The organism is Rhizobium sp. NPDC092011 (genome assembly GCF_044756305.1).
GTDB lineage: Bacteria > Pseudomonadota > Alphaproteobacteria > Rhizobiales > Rhizobiaceae > Rhizobium.
In genome coordinates this window covers 415,204-434,437 of the sequence record NZ_JBIVSO010000001.1, presented here as the reverse complement: position 1 = coordinate 434,437, position 19,234 = coordinate 415,204, and the positions used below count along the sequence as shown (strand labels likewise).

The window sequence follows — 19,234 nt, the reverse complement described above, 5'->3', positions numbered from 1 at the left end:
CGCGCAATAGACAGAGCCTGGTGCCGAGGGGCGCCTGGGGATTTTGGACGACACTCGACTCTGGGGTCGCCTCAAGCCTGTTGTCAGGTCTGATCCCAGCCCATGCCGGTTGCCGCATGAACTTCGCAGATCAATCCGCCCGGATCATAGGTGATATTGACTTGGCCGTTCAGCTCCGCAGCCAGCAGATTTTCGATCAGCCGTGAGCCGAAGCCCTTGCGCGTCGGCGGCGTCACGACGGGGCCGCCAGTCTCCTGCCAGCGCAAGACGAGCCGTTCTGCTTCCTGGGTTTCCAGAGACCACACAATGGCAACGCGCCCGTCGGATGTGGACAGTGCCCCGTATTTTGCGGCATTTGTCGCCAATTCGTGCAGCGCAAGCGAGATGGAAACCACCGTTCTCGGTGCGAGCTTTATGGCCGGCCCGGAAATCTCGAACCTCTCCCTGGGATAGGGCGACAGCGCCTGGCTGATGACGGCCATCAGGTCGGCTTCCTCCCACTTTCCATGGATCAGCAGATCGTGCGCGCGTGCCATGGAGGCCAGCCGCGCCTCGAATGTCTCGACGGATGTCTTGCCGACATCCTCACGTCCCAAGGTCTGACGCGCTATGGCCATGACGGTTGCAAGCACGTTCTTGACGCGGTGGTTGAGTTCGCCAACGAGAACGCTCTGAAGGTGTTCGGCTTCCTTCTTGGCGCTGATATCGTGAGCGATCTTCGATGCTCCGACGATCCTGCCATAGGTATCGTAGATCGGGGAAACGCTGAGCAGGACGTCGACCAATTGGCCGTCGGCGCGGCGCCTCTTGGTCTCGTAAGGTTCCACCTTCTGGCCCGCGCGGATCTGCGCGAGGATTGCCGGTTCCTCCTCGCTGCGATCATCGGGAACGAGCATCATCACCGACTGGCCAATCGCTTCCTCGGCCGAGTGACCGTAGAGCCTCTCTGCGCCAAGGTTCCAGCTCGTGACCGTCATGTTGAGATCGGTGCTGAGGATCGCATCGTCCGACGATGCGATGATGGATGCAAGCCGTCGTTCCACTTCCTGCGCGCGCTTGCGCTCGCTGATATCGATGACGACGCTTACGGCGCGCCGCACCTTGCCGGCAGATCGGTCTCGTACGCCGGACGCCGAATTGGTTACCCAGACGAGGCTGCCGTCCTTGCGGACGTAGCGCTGCTCGATCTCGAAACTTTCTCCATTCACCAACATGACGTCGAATAATTGCATGATATCGCGACGATCGTCCGGATAGATGATGTCCTGAATCCGCAGGTCGAGAAGTTCGTCTTGCGAATAGCCGACAATCTCGCAAAATCGCTTGTTTACAAGGGAGAAGCGGCCATCAAGCTCATACTGGGCAATTCCGGTCGCCGATTGGGAAATAATGGCACTGACCCGCTCTTCGCTCTCCCGCAACGCCTGTTCCGCGCGAACGCGCTCTGTCGTTTCGTTGACGATGCAGAACACGCCGCGCACTTTGCCGTCGCCATCGCGCACTGGCGAGTAGGAGATGTCGAAATAGGCTGTCTCAGGGTAGTCATGGCGTTCGATGTAGAACGGCCGATCCTTGGCAACGACCGTCTTGCCTTCGTCCAGTACGTTTCGCAAGAGAGGTTCGAGATCGTCCCATAATTCAGACCAGTTCTCTCGTGCCGGGCGCCCGAGCGCGCGAGGATGCTTCTCACCGATGGTCGGTGCATAGGCGTCGTTATAGAGCGCGATGAAATCCTCGCCCCAGAACAGGACGATCTGTGCTTGCGCCGAGAGCATGATATCGACTGCCGCAGTGAGGCAAGGCGGCCAAGCCGATCTCGGCCCCAGACCGGATCTTGTCCAGTCGAAGCCGGAAATGAGTGCTGCCATCTCGCCGGTGTGGGCTGCCAGTTCGGGCATGACGTTCAGGACAACTTCCTCTCTTCAATGAGAGCGGCCGTACAGGGCTGTCTCATCTTCCCCTTATTCGCGAGGACTCATAGCATAATCTCCGCGCCAAAGTGCAGGGGGGAAGCGTGCAAATTTCGATGTATTCTAAGTGACATAGGCGAATTTTGCTATGTATGCCTTGCCTCGATCCCGGGGCGGCAAAAGGCCACTTGCCCCACGGGCACAATCTAACCGGGTTGGTCATATCGCCGGGTATCATCAACGGCGTAATGCCGGTTGTGCCGCCGCGCGGAATTGGCAGGTCAGCAAGTGGCCGGCCGAACTCTTTTTTCGTTTGCCAGTGCTGGCGAAATGCTCTTTCAAGGCATGTCACATCGACTGTCATTTTGAGGTGCACCCAAAAGAAGTAGGGCGGCAAGGTTGTCGCAAAAGTCTTCCTGAATCGCTGGCCTTTTGCGCGTGACATTTGTGACGAGAATTTGCCGCGCAGTGTCAACGAGCCGCAATTCGCGTCGAAAGCTCAGAATTTACGTGACGTTGAGGGCACCAGGCACGCCAACCATTATGCGTGCCGTTTAGGGTTCCAGGCTTTGCGCACGAATTCTAGGCGGTTGCCGTCGAAATCAGCGACATTGGCAGCATAATAGCCGGGAGCGAAGTAGGTGCGATCTGCTGGCTGACCCTCATCGATGCCTCCGGCTTTGATTGCAGCCGCGTATGCTGCGTCCACCTGTTCATTGGTATCGCAGACGATGCCGAGATAGAGCCCGGTTTCGCCTGGCTTGCGCCGACGCAGCCATATGCTTGACCCGACGGCCTTTCCGCTGCCGTATATGTCGTCCCCGAGGCCGTAAAGGTCGGGAACGCCCTTCGGGCCTGAAGCCGAGTCATAATTGCCAAATATGCTCCACCCGAGTGGCTTCAAGGCTTCAGAATAGAAGGTCAGCGATTTGTCGATGTCCGCTACCGAGATGTAGACATGATCGATCATCTGGGTGTCTCTCTATGTTTACCGATGGGGTCGCAAAATTCCCGATTAAAATTAGGCTTTCGCGACCTTTTATTGCAACCGCTTTTCTGACAGCTCAGCCGTCAACTACCATTATGGAGTTCCCACAACGTTCTTCACTTGGCCAAGATCGCAGCTTCGGGCCGACTGGGCCTCTATGGCTCGTATCGCTGAAAAGCGGACGGCGGCCGATGGCCGCCGTCTGGAGGTCTAGTATAAAGCGATGCAGCGTGATGCGGCCGGATCAGACTGCCGATCTCGGCGCCTGTTTACTCTGCCCGCTGGAGCATGCCGAAGAGATCGCGGGGATCGTCCGGGTCGGCGATAATATCTAGCTTCTGGAAGTAGTCCGTGCCCGCCAGCTTTTCGCGTACATAGCGCAAGGCAGAGAAATCCTCGATGGCAAAGCCGACGCTGTCGAACAGCGTGATCTGCCGCTCGCTGCTGCGTCCCTGCGCGCGCCCGTTCACCACCTGCCATAACTCGGTGACCGGATAATCCGGATCCATTTGCTGGATCTCTCCCTCGATGCGGGTCTGCGGCGGATATTCGACGAAGGTGTCGGCACGCAGCAGGATATCGCGATGAAGCTCCGTCTTGCCCGGGCAGTCACCACCGATGGCGTTGATATGGACGCCGGAGCCCACCATGTTATCGGTCAGGATTGTGGCAAATTGCTTGTCCGCGGTGCAGGTCGTGATGATGCCGGCGCCTTCGATGGCCGCTTGCGCGGTCGTGCACGAAACCAGCCGCAGACCTTTCCCCGCAAGATTGCGCGCGGTCTTTTCCGTCGCCTTCGGGTCGATGTCGTAGAGGCGAACTTCCTCGATCCCGAGGACTGCCTTCATTGCGAGCACCTGGAATTCGGCCTGTGCGCCGTTGCCGATCATCGCCAGCGTCCGCGTTCCCTTTGGCGCGAGATGGCGCGCGGCCATGGCCGAGGTGGCGGCGGTGCGCAGCGCCGTCAGCAGCGTCATTTCCGTCAGCAGCAGCGGATAGCCCGTCGATACTTCCGCCAGCAGGCCGAACGCCGTGACCGTCTGCAGCCCTTGCGACATGTTCTTCGGGTGCCCGTTCACATATTTGAAGCTGTAAACCGTGCCGTCGGAGGTCGGCATCAGTTCGATCACGCCATCATGAGAGTGGGAGGCGACGCGGGGTGTCTTGTCGAAAAGGTCCCAGCGGCGGAAATCCGCCTCAACGGCATCCGTCAGTTCGACCAGCATGGTTTCGATGCCGACATGATGCACAAGTCTCATCATATTCTCGACGCTGACGAAGGGAATATAGGCTTTTTCCGACGGAAGCGGTGCGGGCATTTGGGTGTCCTCGATCAGATTGTTGCCACAGGGTAACAAGCAGGCCGATTGACTGAAATCGCAAAACTGTGCCAGTTCTGGTACGATGCTGTGCAGATTGTATAGCAGTTATTGTGAAAATGACAGAGTCTGGATTCGACAATGGCATCTGCCAAATATATTCCCGATGATCTCGATCGACGTATCATCGGCCATTTGCGGGCCGACGGCCGCGCCTCCCTTTCCAAGCTTTCGGACGTTTTGGGCGTGGCGCGCGGCACCGTTCAGAACCGACTGGATCGCCTTATCGAAACCGGCACGTTGATGGGTTTTACGGTGCGCGTGCGGGAAGACTACGACGAGCAGACCGTACATGCCGTTATGATGATCGAGGTGGTGGGGAAATCGACGACCCAGGTTATCCGCAAACTTAGGGGCTTGCCGGAAATCTATTCGCTGCACACGACGAACGGCAATTGGGACCTCGTGGCCAATATCCGGGCGATCAGCCTTTCGGATTTCGACCGCGTCCTACGCGAGGTCCGCATGATCGATGGCGTTGCCAACAGCGAGACCAGTCTGTTGCTCAGCAGCCTCTGAGGCCACGCCGGCTGAAGGGGGGGCGTCGAGGACGGCGGTCCCGGTTTCTCCAAGCTCACTGACGGCGTGCGCGGAATATCCGTTTCCAGATCGTGCCGCCGAGGTAGCGGTTGAAAACCACGAAATAGACGACGATCAGAGCGAACAGGAGAAGAGCCGGCAAGCCATTCAGCCGAAAGCCATCCTCGGTCTTTCCGCCGAAGATCGAGGCGATAGCGTAGCCTAAAACAAAAAACGCTGTCAGGAAGTCGAATATGGCGGCAAGGACGATGCGCCAGGTGGCTGGTTGCGGCTGGGCATTTGCATCGGGCATGTTCAGGGTCCACCGTATTCATTCGATGTGTCGATACAGTCAATCGGAAGGCCGTTTGTCAATCGTCATGACAGGTATTTCGGTGAGACGAAGCTGTTGGAGGCGAGCCATTATTGGGGTCTTCCCCGGCGCGTCTCCTGACCAACGGCCAGCGTTTGGCCGTGCCCATCCTGCGCGTCTCAGTGCAACTTGAAAACTTCCGGCTTGTTGTTATGATTTCGTATGGAACTTACTTTGCTCGCTCACGGTCTTGCCTGGGCCGTACTCGGTCTAGTCGTGCTGACGACTGTCGTCCCCGTCAGGACGAAGTATCCATTCATGGCAATGGCGAATATCGACAGCGTGATCCCATTCGGACTTTTAGGGTTTCTGTTCGTCATGGCTTACCCTGAAGATCGCCGGATTATCGCGCTTGTGTGCATATCCGTCGCTGCGGCCAGCGAGGCGATGGCGCTGGTCCTGCCTGAAAAGTGCTTGAGGATCGAGCGCGCTATCCTGAAAGTGCTCGCCACGGTATCGGGGCTGCTTCTGGGGGCACTGTTCATGGAATGCCTGCTGCAGGTATCGTAGCTTTTACGCCCGTTTGCGAGCTCCGGGCATCCCAGTCGGGATTTCCCCGCCGACTACGCGGCCCTATCTTCCATATACAACTAGCGATCCGAAAGTTTGCCGCTGTGGCTTTCCAGGCGATAGCGATGTCCCGGATAGACGAGGCGTGCCAGGGAAACGACGCCGCGTGTAGACCATGTGCGCCGCCGGATCGTCAGGCAGGGTTCGGTCTTCAGGATCGTCAGCAGCTTGCATTCCCAGGCCTGCGGCATGATGGCCTCGACGACGTGCTCGGAACCGCTGAGGGGCGCGACGCTCGAAAGATAGGCGTTCGGCGTCATGACTGTAAAATCCTGCTGCAGGTAGTCGGGGGCTGCCTCGGGGTGCACGTGGCGGTCCTCGATCTGTACCGGCACGCCATTCTCGCTATGCACGATCAGTGAGTGAAATACCGACGATCCGATAGGCAGTTCCAGTGCATCGGCAACGTCGGGCGACGCTGCTTCGCGGGCCAGAACAACTACCGTTGCTTGGTGAGAATGGCCGCGTTCGGCGATTTCTTCGGCGATATTGCGCACTTCGAACAGGGCTGATGCGCCCTTGCGTTCGGCAACAAAGGAGCCGACGCCCTGGATGCGGATCAATTCGCCCTCATTGGCAAGCTCGCGCAGCGCGCGATTGGCCGTCATCTTGCTGACGCCGAGTTCGGTGACAAGTTCGTTTTCGGAGGGAACGCGGTGCTTGGGTGGCCACTCCCCGCTATGGATGCGGTCGAGTATCATTTGCTTGACCCCGGCATAGAGAGGCGATGCGTCGTTTTCCGCCAGTTCGCGTTTCATCTCGCCGGAGCGCTTCATTGACTATTCCCTTTGCGCGGACTGATATCTGCCTCGAAAACAACTTTCCCACTTGCATATCATAAATTATCTCATATGGTACCCTATACAACCTCGCAATCAATCCTAAAAATAAATTGGGAAAAGCGGGCAAGCCGGCGAAGATCGGTAGGAAGTGCTGCAAGGCCTGTTTCAACCTCAGAGGAGCTCAACACGATGAAATTCAGTGCAATTCTCTTGTCAGGCGTCATGGCTGCCGCCGCCTTTGCGGCTCCGGTTGCCGCCAAGGACTGGAAGACCGCAACGATTACCCTGGAAGGCGCCTATGCGCCGTGGAACATGACGAATGCCGATGGATCGCTCGGCGGCTTCGAGCCGGAACTCGCCAAGGTTCTGTGCGAGCGCGCCAAGATCGATTGCAAGCTCGTCGCTTCCGATTGGGACGGCATGATCCCGGCTCTGAACGCCGGCAAGTTCGATGTGATCATGGATGCGCTGTCGATCACCGACGAGCGCAAGCAGGTCATCGGCTTCACCATTCCCTATGCTGCGACCCCGGCTGCTTTCGCAACCGCCAAGGATAGCCCGCTTGCCAATGCAGCCGGCACCGGCAGCACGATCAAGATGACCCCCGGCCAGACCGGCGTCAAGGAAATCGACGTGCTGAAGGAAGCCTTCAAGGGCAAGACCATCGGCATCCAGGCCGCAACTGTTTACGCCAAGTTCGTCTATGACAATTTCGGCTCGATCGCCACGATCCGCGAATACAAAACCGGTGCCGACCGCGATCTCGATCTGCAGAACGGTCGTATCGATCTCGGCTTCGACGACGCCGTCTACTTCGCGAACGCCTTTGCAAGCGCCAACGACTCGCTGGCCTTTACCGGCCCCGAAATCGCCGGCTCCATTTGGGGCGAAGGCGAGGGCCTCGGCATCCGCAAGGCCGATACCGATCTGCGCGACAAGCTCAATGAGGCCATCAAGTCGGCTCTTGCCGACGGCACCATCAAGACCCTGTCGATGAAGTGGTTCAAGGTCGACGTCAGCCCGAATTGATCGGTGCGACCTCCGGGTCGCAGCCGAGGTCTCCGGCTTTGCTGCCGGAGACCCTATGATATCCTGACGCTTGAAACTGCCACAGACGGGGAATGGACGCTATGGCAACCTTGCAACTGCTGGGCTTCGGCTCGAACGGATGGGGCGCTCTGCTGCTCGTCGCAGCCTTGATGACGCTCGCCGTCACGGCAACGGCTTTGCTGATCGGCGCCGTACTTGGCGCGATCGTCGCCTCCGCCAAGCTTTCCGGCAGCCTGATCCTAAAAACGCTCGGCAATGTCTACACGACCGTCTTTCGCGGCGTGCCGGAACTTCTGATCATCTACCTTATCTATTTCGGCGGCTCGTCGGCCGTCACCTCCGTCGGCAAATGGATGGGCTATGATGGCTTCCTCGGTCTGCCGTCCTTTGCAGCGGGCGCGCTTGCCGTCGGCATCATTTCCGGCGCCTATCAGGCCGAAGTTTTTCGCGGCGCCTATCTCGCCATAGCCAAGGGCGAGCTGGAAGCGGCCTCGGCGATCGGTATGCATGGCGGTCTTCGCCTTCGCCGCATCATCATTCCGCAAGTAATACGCTATGCCATTCCCGGTCTCGGCAACGTCTGGCAGCTCAGCCTCAAGGATTCCGCCTTGATTTCCGTTACAGGCCTTGCCGAACTGATGCGTACCAGCCAGGTCGCCGCGGGTTCGACCCGCCAGTATTTCCTGTTCTTCATCGTCGGCGGTATTCTCTACCTGATCCTGACCAGCCTGTCCGATCGAGTTTTCAACAAGGCGGAGCGTCGCGCCAATCGCAGCATGCCGGCTGCGACCATCGGCCAGGCCTGAGGAGGAAAACATGGATTTCGATTTCCTCTCAAGCACGATGATCACCTTGCTGCAGGCGGTGCCGATGACGCTGCTGCTCTTCTCGCTGTCGATCGTGACGGGCGGCCTTCTGGCGCTCGTCATCGTCTCCATGCGCGTGAGCGGCAATCCCATCCTGTCGGGCTTTGCCAAGGGCTATATCTTCGTCTTTCGCGGTTCGCCGCTGCTGATCCAGATGTTCCTTATCTTCTACGGTTTGGCGCAGTTTTCCATCATCCGCTATTCCTTCCTCTGGCCCTTCCTGCGCGAACCCGTGGTCTGTGCGATCCTATCGCTGGCGCTTTGCACGGCCGGCTATACGGCCGAGATCTTCCGCGGCGGCATTCGCGCCGTTTCGCCGAAAGAGATCGAGGCTGCACGCTCGATCGGCATGTCGCGGCTCCTGCTGGTGCGCCGCATCATCGCGCCGATCGCCTTCCGTCATGCTTTGCCGGCCTATTCGACCGAGATCGTACTGATGATGAAGTCGACGGCGCTCGCCAGCCTTGTGACCGTCTGGGAGGTAACCGGTGTTGCGCAACGGCTTATCTCGCACACCTATCGCACCATGGAAGTCTTTCTGTGTGCAGCGATCATCTACCTCGTGCTGAATTTCATCATTCTGCAGGGCATGGCCCTGCTGGAATATTCGCTGTCCCGCCATCGCCGCGCCGTGCCGCCGGCGTTGAAGGCCTAAAGACGTCATTGGAGCAGGCAAATCATGCCAGGTGTCACCCGACTTTCAGTTCGCAACATCCGCAAGAGCTTCGGTAATCATGAGGTCCTGCGCGGCATATCGCTCGATGCCCAGGATGGCGATGTGATTTCGCTGCTCGGTGCCTCGGGTTCCGGCAAGTCGACCTTCCTTCGCTGCATCAACCTGCTTGAAATCGCCACGGACGGCGAGATCTGGGTGGATGGCGAGCAGATCCGCATGATCCACAAGAACGGCAAAAGCCGTCCGGCCAGCCACAAGCAGGTGGATCACATCCGCTCCGAACTCGGAATGGTGTTCCAGAGCTTCAATCTCTGGTCCCATATGACCATCCTGCAGAACGTGATCGAGGGACCGATCCATGTCCTGAAGCGTTCGCGCGCCGAGTGTATTGTCGAGGCTGAAGCGCTTCTTGAAAAGGTCGGCATTGCCGACAAGCGCCATGCCTATCCGGCGCATTTGTCCGGCGGGCAGCAGCAGCGCGCGGCGATTGCCCGCGCTCTTGCCATGAAGCCCAAGGTCATGCTGTTCGATGAGCCGACCTCGGCGCTCGATCCGGAGCTCGTCGGCGAAGTGCTGCGCGTCATGCGCGCACTGGCCGAAGAAGGCATGACCATGCTCGTCGTGACCCACGAAATGAGCTTTGCCCGCAATGTCTCCAATCGCGTCGTCTTCATGAAGGAAGGCCTCGTCGAAAGCACGGGTACGCCGGACGAGATGTTCGGCGGCGGTGCATCACCAGCCTTCCGTCAGTTCATCGGCCATTTCGGAAGCGGCCAATGACCGTCACCATCGACAAGCCGCTATCCTGGCAGGACGTCGCGCGCGTCAGCACCGGCGAACCGCTAGCTCTGTCCGAAGCTGCGTGGAAACGTGTCGGCGAGGCAAGTCGCATCGTCGAGCGCATCGTCGAGACGGGCGTACGCGCCTATGGCGTCAATACCGGGGTCGGCGCGCTGTCCGACACGGTCGTCGACCGCCCCTCGCAAAGCCGCCTTTCCCGCAATATAATCATGAGCCACGCCTGCGGCGTTGGTCCCCTTCTGCCGGCGCGGGAAGTAAGGGCCATCATCGCGGCGCAGATCGGTAATTTCGCTCATGGTCATTCCGGCGTCCGGCCTGAAATCCTAAGCCATCTCACAGCATTTCTGGAGCACGACTGCATTCCCGAAGTGCCGTCAAGAGGATCTGCCGGTTACTTGACCCACAACGCCCATACGGCGCTTGTCCTCATCGGTGAGGGACGCGCTGTCGTCAAGGGCAAGGCCATGACCGGCGCGCAGGCGCTCGCTGCCATCGGTCTTAGCCCGCTGGTGCTTGGCGCCAAGGAAGGGTTGAGCCTCGTCAACGGCACGGCTTGCGCCACCGGATTGTCGGCTCTTGCGGTCTATCGCGCCGAGCGTCTGCTTGATTGGGCTGATGCCATTGCTGCGTTGACGCTGGAGGCTGCGGGATGCCAGATGGCCGCCTTCGACGAGGCTGTGCTGGCACTTCGTCCATCAGCCGGCATTGCCAAGGTCGGTCGCAAGCTGCGCAATCGCTTGCGGGGCAGCGGGCTCGTCGCCGCCGCTCTCGGCCGGCGGACGCAGGATGCCTTGAGCCTTCGGTCCGTGCCGCATGCCCATGGCGCCGCCTGGGATGTCTTCGAGCAGACTGCGCGCATCGTCGATGAGGAATTGGCCTCGGTCACGGACAATCCTGCGGTTTCGGGTACACCGGAACAGCCGGTCGTTTCCTCCGAGGCCCATGCCGTCGCCCCTGCGCTCGGCCAGGCCGCGGATAGCCTGGCGATCGCGATCGCCCAGATCGCTGCCATGAGCGAGCGGCGGATGGATCGCCTGGTCAATCCGCTTGTCAGCGGATTGCCGCCATTTCTCGCAAGCGATGCCGGCAGCCATTCAGGCTTCATGATTGCGCAATATACGGCCGCTGCGCTCAGCAACGACAATCGGCGGCTCGCCGCACCGGCCTCGCTCGATGGTGGCCTCACATCGGGGTTGCAGGAGGATTTTCTCGCGCATCCAACCGCGGCTGCAAGCAAGCTTCTCGCGATCCTCGACAGCGCCGAATATATTCTGGCGATCGAGCTGATGGCGGCGGCACAGGCGCATGATTTCCTGGCTTCGAAGGCGACAAGAGCGCCGGGAACGGATCGTCTCTATGTTGCGGTTCGGTCGCGCGTTCCCCTGTACGGTGATGACCGTCCATTGAATACAGACATGGAGAGTCTGCGGGACCTGCTCGCGCAAACTGCGCCACCCGCTGAAAGTGACACTGGAGCCTGACATGTCCGTGGAGTTCGACGTTGCCGTCATCGGCCTTGGTGCGATGGGAAGTGCTGCCCTGTCTTCCGCCGCCGCCCGCGGTGCGAAGGCGATCGGCATAGAAGCGCATTTTCCGGCGCATGCGCTGAGCTCCTCGCATGGCGACAGCCGCCTGATCCGCCTCGGCTACTTCGAGGATCCGTCCTATGTCCCCCTGCTGCAGCGGGCCTATCAAAACTGGCGCTCGCTCGAAGCACGGCTGCGGGCCGAGATTTTGACCGTTACCGGCGTTCTGCAGATCGGGGCGCCCGACAGCAAGATCGTCAACGGCACGCGCGCCTCCTGCGACATGCATGGCTTGCCGCACGAGATCCTGGACAGGGATGCCATGAAGCGGCGCTTTCCGGCATTCGCGCTTGAAGAGGGCGAGATCGGGCTGCTCGATCCGCAGGGCGGCTATGTCCGGCCCGAAGCGGCGATTATGGGTTATCTGAAGCTTGCGGCTGAAGATGGCGCCGTCCTGCATTTCGGCGAACGTGTTGTCGCCATCGAACCGGATGATGCAGGCGTCACCGTGGTTTCGGCGACCGGCAAGTATCGCGCGCGCAAGGTGATCGTCGCGACCGGCGCATGGATTGCAGAGCTTGTGCCGCAGCTGAAGTCGCATGCACAGCCAATCCGGCAGGTGGTTGCCTGGTATCAGCCGAAGGATGGCTTCGTCGCCGAGCCGCAACGCATGCCTTGCTTTTTGCGGGATGAAGGCGCTGAAGGCTCTTATTTCGGCTTCCCGGCGATCGGCGTCGACGGTGTCAAGATCGGTCGCCACGCGCATTTCCGAGAGCCGATCGATCCGAAGGCTCCCAACCCGCTGGTCAATGATACCGATACGGAACTGCTCGACAATTTCGCCCGCAAGCGCCTGCCGGATGCAGCCTCCTATCGCGTCCGGGCGACGACTTGCCGTTACACGATGCTGCCGAGCGAGGATTTTCTGATCGACACCATGCCGGGACAGCCGAATGTGGTGGTGTCATCGGCGTGCTCCGGTCATGGGTTCAAGTTTACCAGCGTCGTTGGCGAAATCCTTGCGGATCTGGCGCTCCAGGGCGGCAGCGCCTTGCCAACGGCTCTCTTCTCCTTCGAGAAGCATTTTGGCGGCCAATCGGCTTAGAGCGCCGTGCTTCCTTTCGGAAGCACAAAGGTCGCTCAATCTTTTTGAATCTACGCATCGGCCCGAAAATCGCTTCCGATTTTCGGGCCGATGCGTAGCCGCCAATTTCATGGTCGGTCTAGCCGATCGTCATGCGCCGCAGCACGTCCGATCTGAAGTAAAAGTGCTGAACGAGTGCGCCAAGAATATGCACAACAAGGACGAACCACAGCAGTGACTTGATCGGGCCGCCGTGAACGAAGGCGGCAGTGTCGATGCCGAGATAGTAAGCCGCAATTCCCGTCAGAGGCATTGCGAAGATCAACGCGTAGAGCAGAAAATGCGTCACGCTGGCGATATAGTGCAGGAACGAAGGCTGATCGTCCGGCGGCGTTGGGATCTCGGATATCAATCTCAAGCCAAGGCGAACAATGGCCAGCAAGAGGATGGCAATACCGGCATAGGCGTGAATGTTGGCGCTGGCGACGTCCGCCGGCGTAGGTGTCTGTCCACGGCGAATAAGGTGCCGCCACGCATTCATGCCATCGGGGAACAAGAGATTGAAGAAGATGAGTATGGCCATGAGCCAGTGAAGGACGCGCTGCGGAACGGAGTAGGCGGATCTGGCTTGCATCGGATCTCCTTAGATTGGAATTGTTCTAAAGATAGAACATGATTCTAACGAGAACCTGAATGTTGTGGCGATCCGCCTAGCCATTCCGCATCCTTGGCAGCGGAGCCCCGGAAGCCCGTCCGGCTTATCCGGGGCCGCGGCATCTCAGCTCAGCACGGCGCGGGGTTCGAGGAAGGATTCCAGACCGTAGACGCCGAATTCGCGACCCATGCCGGACTGCTTGAAGCCGCCGAAGGGAGCGAGCGGTTCATGCGGTGCGCCGTTGATGACGACGCGACCTGCCTCTATCTGCTCGGCAACGCGCTTTGCCCTGTTGACATCGGAGGAGAAAACATAGGCCTGCAGGCCATAAACCGTGTCGTTGGCGATTTCGATGGCATGGGATTCGTCCTGATAGGGAATGACGCAAAGGACAGGTCCGAAAATCTCCTCGCGTGCGATCCGCATATCGTTGTTGACGCCGGAGAAGACCGTCGGACGCACGAACCAACCGCGATCAAGCCCTTCGGGTCGTCCTTCCCCACCGACGATCATGTGCGCGCCTTCCTCCTGGCCGAGGTGAATATAGGACTGGACGCGATCCCACTGCTTCTGGCTCACCATTGGGCCGATGCTGACGGCCGGGTCCTTGGCATCGCCCGCCTTGATCGCCGAAACCGCTGAAGCCAGCCGCTCGTTGACCTCGTCCAGACGGCTCTCGGGCGCAAGAATGCGGGTGCCGGCAATGCAGGCCTGCCCGCTATTGGCAAAGGCCGCCGCCAGAACCTGCGGAATGACGAGATCGAGGTCGGCATCATCGAGAATGATGTTCGGGCTCTTGCCGCCGAGCTCAAGCGTCACCCGCTTCATGGTCACCGAGGCCGCCTGAAAGATGGCCCGACCAGTGGCCGTCGAGCCTGTGAAGCTGATCTTTGCGATGTCGCGATGGGCGCTAAGCGCAGCGCCGGCGACGTGACCATAGCCGTTGACGATGTTGAACACGCCGTTCGGCAACCCAGCTGCATGCAGGCACTCCGTGATGAGTTGGGTCTGAATCGCGCTCATCTCCGATGGTTTGATGACCATCGTCGTACCTGCGGCAATAGCGGTCGCAAGCTTGCTGCAGATGAAACCGTAGTTGCTGTTCCACGGCGTAATGGCGGCGGCGACGCCGGCGGGTCGCATTTCCACCTCGGCATGGCCGATGCGGCGTCGAAACTCGTAGTCCTTGAGCGTCTCGGCCATATGCAGAAAGGCCGTTGCGGCATGGGGCACGGAAAAGCCGATGAAATAAGCCGGTGCGCCGTATTCCTCGCGCATGGCATCGGTGAGTTCGGCTGCGCGGGCTGAAACGGCGTCATGCAGGGCATGCAGCATGGCAATGCGTTCGGCCTTCGAGCTTTGCGCCATGCCTGAAAATGCAGCCTTGGCGGCGGCGACGGCATCGTCGATGTCCTGCTCGTTTCCAAGGCGGACGGTGCCGATCTGCTCTTCGGTGGTTGGGTTGAAAAGAGGGGCTGTTTCGGTGCCATGGGGCTGAACGAAGCGGCCGTTGATGTAGATGGTGTCTATCGTGCGCATGAGCGTCTCCTTCATCTTCCCGACAAAGGTAATACGCGCTATTTGATCGTTTTAGTCGGACAAAGATGGACAGGCTGATAAGGAAAATCGCGCAATGAAGGCGAGTTTGGTGGAGCTTGAAGCAATCGCCGCCGTCGCACGCCATGGTGGCTTTCGTGCCGCGGCGCGCGAACTGGGCATGTCATCTTCCGCGCTCAGCCAGGCCGTTGCAGCCTTGGAGGAGCGTTTGTCCGTTCGGATCTTCAACAGGACGACGCGCAGCGTCACGCTGTCGGACGCCGGAGAACGGTTCATCGCAGAGATAACCCCGGCCCTCGCTTCGATCGACAGAGCCATCGAGAATGCCGGGCTCTTCTCGGGATCGGTATCGGGCACACTTCGGCTCAATATGGCGCCCGGCGCGGCGCGCATGCTACTGGTTCCCCTTATTTTGGAATATGGGCGGCGTTATCCCAATGTGGAGGTCGAAATCGTCACCGATAACGCCTTGGTCGATGTCATCGGCAAAGGCTTTGATGCAGGCGTTCGCCTAGCCGAAGCCATCCCGACGGATATGGTGGCGATACCGATCGTCCCCACGGTCCGTTCGCTCGTCGTAGGTTCGCCGGAATACTTCCGCAATAGACCGCGGCCGCTCACGCCTGGCGATCTTTTCCAGCATCGCTGCATTCGCGCCCGAATGGCGAGCGGAAAGCTCTATCGCTGGGAGTTCGAGCGGCATGGGGAGACAATGCTGATCGATGCGCCGGGCAGCCTCACCCTCGATGCGTCGGACCTGATGCTGACCGCTGTTCTTGAAGGAGCAGGCCTGGCCTATATAGGCGAACCGTCCATGGCCGGGCACATCGCGGCAGGCAGCTTGATCCCGGTGCTCGAGGATTGGAGCCCGCCCTATCCGGGGCTCAATCTCTATTTCGCGCAGCGGCGCCAGATGCCCGCGCGGCTTCGGGCTTTCATCGATCTTATCCGCGAGCAGGCCGCCTCCGGCGGCGCGCGCGCGAAGGATTAAATTTCGGACACCTGTCCCGCCGTATATTGCCAACCATATCGGGATGGCCGATCACGGTGACATCGCGCCTGATGCTGCAGCGAGCGTCAGCGGTCGCTGACGAGCAGCGAACTCAATGAGGAGTTTGTCATGGATCAAAAGATCGAAGCCGTTCTGGAAGCCTATCATGAGCTTATCCGTGAGGAGCACAGCAAGCCGAGGGAGATGCCTGCGGGCGGACGCGACGGTGGTCAGGACCGTCGGCTGAGGGCGGTCGGACCCGAGACCGGCCGCTTCATCAACATCTTGGCGAGGAGCCTGAAGGCGCCAACCATACTGGAGCTTGGGACGTCCTTTGGTTATTCCGGTATCTGGCTCGCGGAGGCGGCGCGCGCAAGCGGCGGCAGGCTCATCTCCATGGAACTGCACGCCTATAAGACCGAGTTTGCCAAGGAGATGGCCGGGAAAGCCGGCTTGTCGGAGCATATCGATTTCCAGATCGGCGATGCGGTCGAGATGATCAAGGCGCTGCCATCCGGCGTCGACTTCGTACTCGTCGACTTATGGAAGGACCTCTATATTCCGTGCCTGGAAGCCTTTTATCCGAAGCTCAATGCCGGCGCGATCGTCGTTGCCGACAACATGTTCATGCCGGGGAATGAGGACGTGAAACGCTATGGCGAGGCCGTCCGCGCAAAGCCGGGCATCACATCCGTGCTATTGCCTGTGGGGTCCGGGATCGAAGTCAGCCGCTACGATCCCGTGTGACATGTGGCGAGCGGCGGCATCTTCCTTCGGAAGGCCGCCGCCGGTTTGTCTTACTTGCCAGCGTCCTTGGCCGCTTTCTCGATGACTGCAGCCACCTTTTCCGGCTGTGATGCGAAGACGGCGTGACTTGCCTTGATTTCGGTCACGTCGCTGCCTGCACGCTTCGCCATGTCTAGCTCCAGTTCCGGATTGATTGAGCGGTCGTCACTTGCAATGACGGCCCAGCTCTTCTTGCCGCGCCAGGCCGGATCGCCGACTTTGGCGGTAAAGGCTGCCTTGGATGCAAAGACCTGCGACTTCGCCAGAAAACCGGCTTCGTCTTTCGGCAGGTCAGCTGCGAAATCCGCGGCAAAGGCCGCAGGATCCAGGTAGAGATATTGCCCATCCTTGGTTTCACGGATGTTCATGCCGCCGGCCGGTTTGGAGCTGGCGAGACTAATCAGGCTTTCGCCTTTATCCGGCTGGAAAGCTGCGACGTAGACGAGACCCGCGACATCAGGCCGATTGCCCGCCTCGGTAATAACCATGCCGCCATAGCTATGGCCGACAAGCAGGCTCGGGCCGCTCTGAAGGTCGAGCACGCGGTTGGTTGCGGCGACATCGTCGGCAAGCGAGGTGATCGGCTCCTGTACGACCGTGACCTTGAAGCCATCCTTTTCCAGGATCTCACTGGTCTTGCGCCATCCCGAGCCGTCTGCTAGGGCGCCGTGGACGATGACGATATTCTTGATTTCGGCTGCCTGTGCTGCAAATCCCATGGTGCTCGCGGCAAAGCCAAGGACTGCGATGGAGAGAAAACGGGTATTCATGACGTGACTCCTGTCAACTGAGTTTTTGGTTGGGGTGAGGGGGATTTCAACCGAAGGTGAAGGCGTAGGCCTGAACTCCGGGGTCGAGGAAGCGGATCTCGAAGTTGCGGGCGGTGACATCGCCGGACTGGCGGATGAGCTGGTAGAGCCTGGTTGCAGTCACGGTGCCGTTTCCGGCGTCATCGATATCGGCGCCGTGATCGGTGCCAGGCGCTTTTCCATCCACGGTCACCTGGAAGCGGACGGGCTTTCCGTCTGCCGAGGGACCGAGGACGAGGTGCAGGTCGCGGGCGCTGAAGCGGTAGCTGATGCCGCCGCCTGCCTTGTCAAGCGATGCCTGTTCCGCACCAACAGTCCAACTTCCTGCCAAACCCCATTGGTTGAGGCCGGGATTGGCGACCGAATAGTCGGCCGCCGCATCTGCCTTAACCCTTTCCGGAGAGACGAAGCCGGTCGCTTGGCGATAACCGACATAGGTTTCGCCGGAACGGATATGACCGAGATCGGGGCTTGCTTCCGCGCCCTTTGCATCCGGAACGACGGGACTGCTTTGGGCCATGTCGCTGCCTGCTTCACGCAGGAGATCCTGGATCGCCTGTTCGGTCTGGCGATAATTGCCTTCGCCGAAGTGCTGGTAGCGGACCTGGCCCTTGGCATCGATCAGGTAATGGGCGGGCCAATAGTTATTCTCGAAAGCGCGCCATATGCGGTAGTCGTTGTCGATCGCGACAGGGTAGTCGATCTTGAAGTCGGCAATTGCCTTCTTGACGTTGTCGACGTTCTTCTCGAAGGCGAATTCCGGAGCGTGGACGCCGATCACGACGAGGCCCTGATCCTTATACTTTTCCGCCCAGGCACGAACGTAAGGGATGGTGCGGATGCAGTTGATGCAGGAATAGGTCCAGAAATCGACCAGCACGACCTTGCCGCGAAGCTGGGCTGCCGTCAGCGGATCTGAATTCAACCAGGTGGCCGCGCCATCAAGAGACGGTGCTGGACCTTCCACCGGAAGGCTGCTGTGGAACGGGCGGGCTGCGTCGCTAGCAGGAGCTACGGTGCCATTGCTGGCGACCTCGGTTTCAGTTCCTGAAGCCTTCGTATGCAGCTTTTCCAGCAAGGCCTGCTCGAAGGAGCCGGTGCTTGCATACGAAAGTCGGGCAAGCAGGCCGGTGTCGAGACCGAGCGCGATAGCTGCGACGCCGGCCAGGACGGCGGCGCCGGCGAGCTGACGGATGCGTTCGCTGACGCCGAGGGACTGCTTCATTCGAGCAAAGATCTTGCCACCGGCGAACAGGGCGACAGCAAGCGAGGTTGCCGCACCGGCGCCGTAGGCCAGCAGCAGGAATGTCGTCTGCAGGTTGGCACCCTTCAAGGCGGCACCTGTCAGCACCAATCCGAGGATCGGGCCGGCGCAGGGCGCCCAGAGCAGACCCGTTGCGATGCCGAGTACGAAGGAGCTTCTGACGCTCGCAGTCGTGCGATGCGCGCCCGCAGCATTGAGAAGGTTGTTGCCGAGATCGACGACCGGCCGCGACAGGGCGCTGGCTATACGGGGCGAAATCAGGCTCAGGCCGAAGAGCCCGAGCAGAACGATTGCGGCAAGCCGACCATATTCGTTGGCGCGGATGGCCCATGCGCCGCCGACCGCGGCAAGGGTTGCGACGAATGCAAAGGTAAGTGCCATGCCTGCAAGCATGGGCAGCGTGCTCCTGACGAAGGGCTGTCCGGCACGGGCAAAGACGAATGGAAGAATAGGCAGGATGCATGGACTGAGGATCGTCAGCGCACCGCCGAGATAGGCAATGATAAGAAGCGTCATCGTCTTGTTCCTTTAGAAGCGATTGATGGCCTGGGACGGCGGTGAGCCGTGTCCAGCGGTGACGCTATCTGCCTGTCGCGACGTATCTCGAATGTGTCTGGCGGAACGGGAGAATGTACCGAAACGTCGATG

Annotated in this window: 19 protein-coding genes; 10 read left to right on the top strand and 9 right to left on the bottom strand. The window is 59.9% G+C overall.

Going from position 1 to position 19,234, the window contains the following annotated elements:
- Positions 1-83 precede the first annotated feature (83 nt).
- The 3 genes from ACIQJ2_RS02255 to ACIQJ2_RS02245 form a co-directional block, all read right to left on the bottom strand.
- Positions 84-1,898: a PAS domain S-box protein gene (locus ACIQJ2_RS02255; protein ID WP_400666080.1), complete on the bottom strand. Its 1,815-nt coding sequence runs from the start codon at positions 1,896-1,898 to the stop codon at positions 84-86.
- A gap of 553 nt (positions 1,899-2,451) precedes the next feature.
- Positions 2,452-2,880: a VOC family protein gene (locus tag ACIQJ2_RS02250; RefSeq protein ID WP_199150750.1), complete on the bottom strand. Its 429-nt coding sequence runs from the start codon at positions 2,878-2,880 to the stop codon at positions 2,452-2,454.
- Between the two features lie 287 nt (positions 2,881-3,167).
- Positions 3,168-4,217: an ornithine cyclodeaminase gene (locus ACIQJ2_RS02245; RefSeq protein ID WP_199150751.1), complete on the bottom strand. Its 1,050-nt coding sequence runs from the start codon at positions 4,215-4,217 to the stop codon at positions 3,168-3,170.
- A 141-nt stretch (positions 4,218-4,358) separates the two neighbouring features.
- Here ACIQJ2_RS02245 and ACIQJ2_RS02240 point away from each other — a divergent pair, with 141 nt between their 5' ends.
- Complete coding sequence (locus tag ACIQJ2_RS02240) at positions 4,359-4,796, top strand: Lrp/AsnC family transcriptional regulator (protein WP_199096131.1); 438 nt, start codon at positions 4,359-4,361, stop codon at positions 4,794-4,796.
- A 55-nt stretch (positions 4,797-4,851) separates the two neighbouring features.
- Here ACIQJ2_RS02240 and ACIQJ2_RS02235 read toward each other — a convergent pair whose 3' ends face one another.
- A complete protein-coding gene (locus ACIQJ2_RS02235; protein ID WP_199150752.1) occupies positions 4,852-5,109 on the bottom strand; it encodes a hypothetical protein in 258 nt (85 codons plus the stop codon).
- Between the two features lie 222 nt (positions 5,110-5,331).
- Between ACIQJ2_RS02235 and ACIQJ2_RS02230 the strand changes: the two genes are divergently transcribed.
- Entirely contained in the window at positions 5,332-5,679 is a 348-nt protein-coding gene (locus ACIQJ2_RS02230; protein WP_199150753.1) for a hypothetical protein, read from the top strand.
- Positions 5,680-5,759: 80 nt separating this feature from the next.
- Here ACIQJ2_RS02230 and hutC read toward each other — a convergent pair whose 3' ends face one another.
- The gene (gene hutC / locus ACIQJ2_RS02225; protein ID WP_400666084.1) at positions 5,760-6,515 is read right to left on the bottom strand and encodes a histidine utilization repressor; all 756 of its coding nucleotides are present in this window, start codon (positions 6,513-6,515) and stop codon (positions 5,760-5,762) included.
- Positions 6,516-6,710: 195 nt separating this feature from the next.
- Here hutC and ACIQJ2_RS02220 point away from each other — a divergent pair, with 195 nt between their 5' ends.
- From ACIQJ2_RS02220 to solA, 6 genes are all read left to right on the top strand, one after another.
- On the top strand, positions 6,711-7,550 hold the full coding sequence (locus tag ACIQJ2_RS02220) for a transporter substrate-binding domain-containing protein (RefSeq protein WP_199150755.1): 840 nt from the start codon (positions 6,711-6,713) through the stop codon (positions 7,548-7,550).
- A 101-nt stretch (positions 7,551-7,651) separates the two neighbouring features.
- Positions 7,652-8,377, top strand: a complete 726-nt coding sequence (locus ACIQJ2_RS02215; protein WP_199150756.1) for an ABC transporter permease subunit — start codon at positions 7,652-7,654, stop codon at positions 8,375-8,377.
- A 10-nt stretch (positions 8,378-8,387) separates the two neighbouring features.
- The gene (locus tag ACIQJ2_RS02210; protein ID WP_400666087.1) at positions 8,388-9,092 is read left to right on the top strand and encodes an ABC transporter permease; all 705 of its coding nucleotides are present in this window, start codon (positions 8,388-8,390) and stop codon (positions 9,090-9,092) included.
- Positions 9,093-9,116: 24 nt separating this feature from the next.
- Positions 9,117-9,893 (top strand): ABC transporter ATP-binding protein, encoded by a 777-nt coding sequence (locus tag ACIQJ2_RS02205; RefSeq protein WP_400666089.1) that lies wholly within the window; start codon positions 9,117-9,119, stop codon positions 9,891-9,893.
- Positions 9,890-11,395, top strand: coding sequence for a histidine ammonia-lyase (hutH, locus tag ACIQJ2_RS02200; protein ID WP_400666091.1), 1,506 nt, complete (start codon positions 9,890-9,892; stop codon positions 11,393-11,395). The genes ACIQJ2_RS02205 and hutH overlap by 4 nt, the downstream gene beginning before the upstream one ends.
- 1 nt (position 11,396) lies before the next feature.
- Positions 11,397-12,545, top strand: coding sequence for an N-methyl-L-tryptophan oxidase (gene solA / locus ACIQJ2_RS02195; RefSeq protein ID WP_400666093.1), 1,149 nt, complete (start codon positions 11,397-11,399; stop codon positions 12,543-12,545).
- A gap of 118 nt (positions 12,546-12,663) precedes the next feature.
- On the opposite strand, the gene ACIQJ2_RS02190 is transcribed toward solA, so the two are convergent.
- Together ACIQJ2_RS02190 and ACIQJ2_RS02185 are read right to left on the bottom strand one after the other, a co-directional pair.
- Positions 12,664-13,158, bottom strand: coding sequence for a cytochrome b (locus tag ACIQJ2_RS02190; protein WP_400666095.1), 495 nt, complete (start codon positions 13,156-13,158; stop codon positions 12,664-12,666).
- Positions 13,159-13,302: 144 nt separating this feature from the next.
- The gene (locus ACIQJ2_RS02185) at positions 13,303-14,718 is read right to left on the bottom strand and encodes an aldehyde dehydrogenase family protein (protein WP_400666097.1); all 1,416 of its coding nucleotides are present in this window, start codon (positions 14,716-14,718) and stop codon (positions 13,303-13,305) included.
- 94 nt (positions 14,719-14,812) lie between these two features.
- Here ACIQJ2_RS02185 and ACIQJ2_RS02180 point away from each other — a divergent pair, with 94 nt between their 5' ends.
- On the top strand, positions 14,813-15,727 hold the full coding sequence (locus tag ACIQJ2_RS02180) for a LysR family transcriptional regulator (RefSeq protein ID WP_400666099.1): 915 nt from the start codon (positions 14,813-14,815) through the stop codon (positions 15,725-15,727).
- Positions 15,728-15,856: 129 nt separating this feature from the next.
- Positions 15,857-16,474 (top strand): O-methyltransferase, encoded by a 618-nt coding sequence (locus ACIQJ2_RS02175; RefSeq protein WP_400666101.1) that lies wholly within the window; start codon positions 15,857-15,859, stop codon positions 16,472-16,474.
- A 50-nt stretch (positions 16,475-16,524) separates the two neighbouring features.
- Here ACIQJ2_RS02175 and ACIQJ2_RS02170 read toward each other — a convergent pair whose 3' ends face one another.
- Together ACIQJ2_RS02170 and ACIQJ2_RS02165 are read right to left on the bottom strand one after the other, a co-directional pair.
- The gene (locus ACIQJ2_RS02170) at positions 16,525-17,283 is read right to left on the bottom strand and encodes an alpha/beta fold hydrolase (RefSeq protein WP_400666103.1); all 759 of its coding nucleotides are present in this window, start codon (positions 17,281-17,283) and stop codon (positions 16,525-16,527) included.
- Positions 17,284-17,329: 46 nt separating this feature from the next.
- Positions 17,330-19,102 carry a cytochrome c biogenesis protein DipZ gene (locus tag ACIQJ2_RS02165; protein WP_400666105.1) on the bottom strand — a complete coding sequence of 591 codons (1,773 nt, stop codon included), beginning with the start codon at positions 19,100-19,102 and terminating at the stop codon, positions 17,330-17,332.
- Positions 19,103-19,234 lie beyond the last annotated feature (132 nt).